The organism is Streptomyces sp. ActVer, assembly GCF_027270795.1.
Taxonomy (GTDB): domain Bacteria; phylum Actinomycetota; class Actinomycetes; order Streptomycetales; family Streptomycetaceae; genus Streptomyces; species Streptomyces umbrinus_A.
Genome location: NZ_JAPWHT010000662.1, coordinates 1 through 3,947 on the forward strand (window position 1 = coordinate 1; position 3,947 = coordinate 3,947).

Sequence of the window (3,947 nt, forward strand, 5' to 3'; positions counted from 1 at the left end):
GTTCGCGCACCAGGCGGCCGAGCCGGTCCGCGGCCGCTTCCGCGCGCGGGCGGTCGGGCGCCGAGTCCAGGAAGGCGACGGCCGCCTCGATCTCGTACGGATGCGACTTGTCCAGGGACTCCACGGCCTGCCAGCAGAAGTCGGTGGCCCTGAACAGCCAGGCGTGCCAGACCTCGTTGCGGTGCAACAGGCCCACTACGGGGCCGGTGGCCAGGAGTTCGCTGGGCGGGTCGTCGACGATCGGCAGGAAGGGCGCCGCCGGATAGCCGCGCTGGCTGGGATGGATCGTCGGCAGCGCGCCGTCCTGCGTCGACACGGAGGTCAGATAGCGGCACATGCGCTCCACCCGCTGCCCGCCACAGCGCCCGATCGAGTCCAGGACGCGCAGTGCGTGCCCGGTGTGCAGGGGCTGGCTGACCGGGCCGCGCAGATCGGGTTCCAGCGCGTGACCGTACCCGTCGTCCTCGTTGCGGTAGGCGGACAGCGCGGTCTCGACCGCGTCGGCATCGCCGCCCAGGAAGTGGTACGCGAAACGGCGCTGCTCCAGCACGCGCGCGGTGAGCCAGACGAAGTGCCCGGCGCGGGCGAGGGGGGTGTGCGCCGGGGGCGTCGGGGGGAGTGGGGATGCTCCTGTTTCGGCCATGAGTCAGACCGTAGGGCGGAAAGCGTTCTCGGCAAGCGGTCCCGGCTCGGGCCCACTCTCAGGGGCGGGATACTGGAGTCATGCGGTTGACGGTCTTCTGGCAGCGGATGGCGGATCACTTCGGAGCGGGGTACGCCGACACCTTCGCGCGCGATCATGTGATGTCGGAGCTCGGCGGGCGCACGGTGCGGCAGGCGCTGGACGCGGGCTGGGAGGCGAAGGACGTGTGGCGCGCGGTGTGTACAGCGGTGAACGTTCCCTACGAAAACCGCTGACGGGCCACGAAGATCCGGGGGCGGGGGTCGATTGTCGGAGGTGTGGGCGAGACTTGGTCCGTGGCATCGACAGATGAGACCGCGCACGTCGGTCAGCAGGCTTCCCCGCTCGGCACGACACCTCCCAGGCCCCCGGCCGGGGGCGCGGCCGAGACGGGTGCCCGCATGCCGCGCTGGCTGCCACGGGCCATGGTGCTCGCCCTCACTCTCATCGCCTGTTTCCAGCTGGGCAGTTGGGCCTTCCACGAGCTGACCGGGCTGCTGATCAACATCCTGATCGCGTTCTTCCTGGCGCTCGCCATAGAGCCCGCGGTGAGCTGGATGGCCTCGTTCGGCATGCGCAGGGGGCTGGCCACCGGGATCGTCTTCCTCTTCGTGATGATCGCCAGCGCGGGCTTCGTCACGCTGCTCGGCTCGATGCTCGCGGGACAGATCATCGACATGGTCGAGGACTTCCCGAAGTACGTCGACTCGGTGATCAGCTGGATCAACACGACCTTCCACACGGAACTCAGCCGCGTCGACATCCAGGAGGGCCTGCTGCGCTCCGACTGGCTGCGGAAGTACGTGCAGAACAGCGCGAGCGGTGTCCTGGACGTGTCCACCCAGGTGCTGGGCGGGCTCTTCCAGCTCCTGACGATCACACTGTTCGCCTTCTACTTCGCCGCCGACGGCCCGCGGCTGCGGCGCGCCCTGTGCTCCGTACTGCCGCCCGCACGGCAGGCCGAGGTGCTGCGCGCGTGGGAGATCGCCGTCAACAAGACCGGCGGTTATCTGTACTCGCGCGGGCTGATGGCACTGATCTCCGGCATCGCGCACTACATCCTGCTGGAGTCCCTCGGCGTGAACTACGCGCCCGTGCTCGCCGTCTGGGTGGGTCTGGTCTCGCAGTTCATCCCCACCATCGGTACGTACCTCGCGGGCGCCCTGCCGATGCTGATCGCCTTCACGGTCGACCCCTGGTACGCGCTGTGGGTGCTGATCTTCGTCGTGGTCTACCAGCAGTTCGAGAACTACGTGCTGCAGCCCAAGCTGACCGCGAAGACCGTGGACATCCACCCGGCGGTCGCCTTCGGGTCGGTCATCGCGGGCACCGCCCTGCTCGGCGCGGTCGGCGCGCTGATCGCCATCCCGGCGGTCGCCACGCTGCAGGCCTTCCTGGGGGCCTACGTGAAGCGGTACGACGTCACGGACGACCCCCGGGTCCACGGCCGCCGCGAGCGGGGTACGAGCACTCTCCTCGCACGCATACGACGCGCCCTGAAGGGGCCCCGCGAGGCGCGGACGGCGGAGGACGAAGAACCCCGCGACGCCTCGTAGCGCACCGGCGGGGCCGCCCGTACGACCCTGGAAGCAGCCGGGTGGTACGGCTCGCGACACGCTCCCGTCGAAGCGCGTGGTGCGCTTGACACCAAAATCGAACATCCATTCTGATGGAGGCTCCGGCGAAGCCTGAGACGGGATGTCGACGGGGATTTAGTGGAGAAGCGCCCGAGTTATCCACAGGCCGGACGGGCGTCGGGGCGCATTGTCAGTGGCAGGCGTTAGCGTCTTTGACGTGAAGCGATCGACTCAAGCAAATCGGGTGGAACCCATGGCAGCAGGTACTGACCGCGAGAAGGCGCTCGACGCCGCTCTCGCACAGATTGAACGGCAATTCGGAAAGGGCGCGGTGATGCGCCTCGGCGAGCGGCCGAACGAGCCCATCGAGGTCATCCACACAGGGTCGACCGCACTCGATGTCGCCCTCGGCGTGGGCGGTCTGCCGCGCGGCCGAGTGGTCGAGGTGTACGGCCCGGAGTCCTCCGGCAAGACGACCCTGACCCTGCACGCGGTGGCGAACGCGCAGAGGGCCGGCGGCCAGGTGGCCTTCGTCGACGCGGAGCACGCCCTCGACCCCGAGTACGCGAAGAAGCTCGGCGTCGACATCGACAACCTGATCCTGTCGCAGCCGGACAACGGCGAGCAGGCTCTGGAGATCGTCGACATGCTGGTCCGCTCCGGCGCCCTCGACCTCATCGTCATCGACTCCGTCGCCGCCCTCGTGCCGCGCGCGGAGATCGAGGGCGAGATGGGCGACTCGCACGTGGGTCTCCAGGCCCGTCTGATGAGCCAGGCCCTGCGGAAGATCACCAGCGCGCTCAACCAGTCGAAGACCACGGCGATCTTCATCAACCAGCTGCGCGAGAAGATCGGCGTGATGTTCGGCTCCCCGGAGACCACGACCGGTGGCCGGGCGCTCAAGTTCTACGCCTCGGTGCGGCTCGACATCCGCCGTATCGAGACGCTGAAGGACGGCACGGACGCGGTCGGCAACCGCACCCGCGTCAAGGTCGTCAAGAACAAGGTCGCGCCGCCCTTCAAGCAGGCCGAGTTCGACATCCTCTACGGGCAGGGCATCAGCCGCGAGGGCGGCCTGATCGACATGGGCGTGGAGAACGGCTTCGTCCGCAAGGCCGGTGCCTGGTACACGTACGAGGGCGACCAGCTCGGCCAGGGCAAGGAGAACGCGCGCAACTTCCTGAAGGACAACCCCGACCTCGCCAACGAGATCGAGAAGAAGATCCTGGAGAAGCTGGGCGTCGGCGTGAAGCCGGAGAAGCCCACCGCCGAGCCGGGCGCGGACGCGGCGGTTTCGGCAGCCCCGGACGAGGCCGCGAAGACGGTTCCCGCTCCCGCAGCCAAGGCCGTCAAGCCCAAGGCCGCGGCGGCCAAGAGCTAGTCCGTGACACGGCGAACCGACTGGGCCGAGTACGTCCACCCCGCCGCCTCCGAAGGGAAGAGGCGCGGGGGTGCCGGCGGCACGGCCGGAGACAGCGACAGGGCGTACGACGACACTGACGGGCCGTACGGTCTCGGGGCCTGGGACGCCGAGGCCGCGTACGGCGATCCGGAGGGGGACGGGCGGCCGGACGACGGTCCGCGCCGCGATGACGGTCCGCGGGACGGTGGCACAACGCCGGGCGGCGGTTCGCGTCGCGGCTCCGGCCGGCGCGGTGACGATGGCTGGTCGTACGGGGGTGACGGGC

The 3,947-nt window shown here is 69.3% G+C and carries 4 protein-coding genes and 1 pseudogene; 4 read left to right on the forward strand and 1 reads right to left on the reverse strand.

Translation table 11 applies throughout. From position 1 onward, the window contains the following. The coding region (locus O3Q52_RS49980) for a hypothetical protein (protein WP_269655068.1) at nucleotides 1-643 on the reverse strand (643 nt) is incomplete at its 3' end. Nucleotides 644-723: 80 nt separating this feature from the next. Between O3Q52_RS49980 and O3Q52_RS49985 the strand changes: the two genes are divergently transcribed. From O3Q52_RS49985 to O3Q52_RS50000, 4 genes and pseudogenes are all read left to right on the forward strand, one after another. After that, complete coding sequence (locus tag O3Q52_RS49985) at nucleotides 724-918, forward strand: DUF3046 domain-containing protein (protein ID WP_055618504.1); 195 nt, start codon at nucleotides 724-726, stop codon at nucleotides 916-918. A 60-nt stretch (nucleotides 919-978) separates the two neighbouring features. After that, a complete protein-coding gene (locus O3Q52_RS49990) occupies nucleotides 979-2,238 on the forward strand; it encodes an AI-2E family transporter (RefSeq protein WP_269655069.1) in 1,260 nt (419 codons plus the stop codon). 274 nt (nucleotides 2,239-2,512) lie between these two features. Further along, entirely contained in the window at nucleotides 2,513-3,640 is a 1,128-nt protein-coding gene (recA, locus tag O3Q52_RS49995; RefSeq protein ID WP_332113021.1) for a recombinase RecA, read from the forward strand. A 3-nt stretch (nucleotides 3,641-3,643) separates the two neighbouring features. Further along, nucleotides 3,644-3,947: pseudogene (locus O3Q52_RS50000) on the forward strand (recombination regulator RecX); the annotation flags it as partial.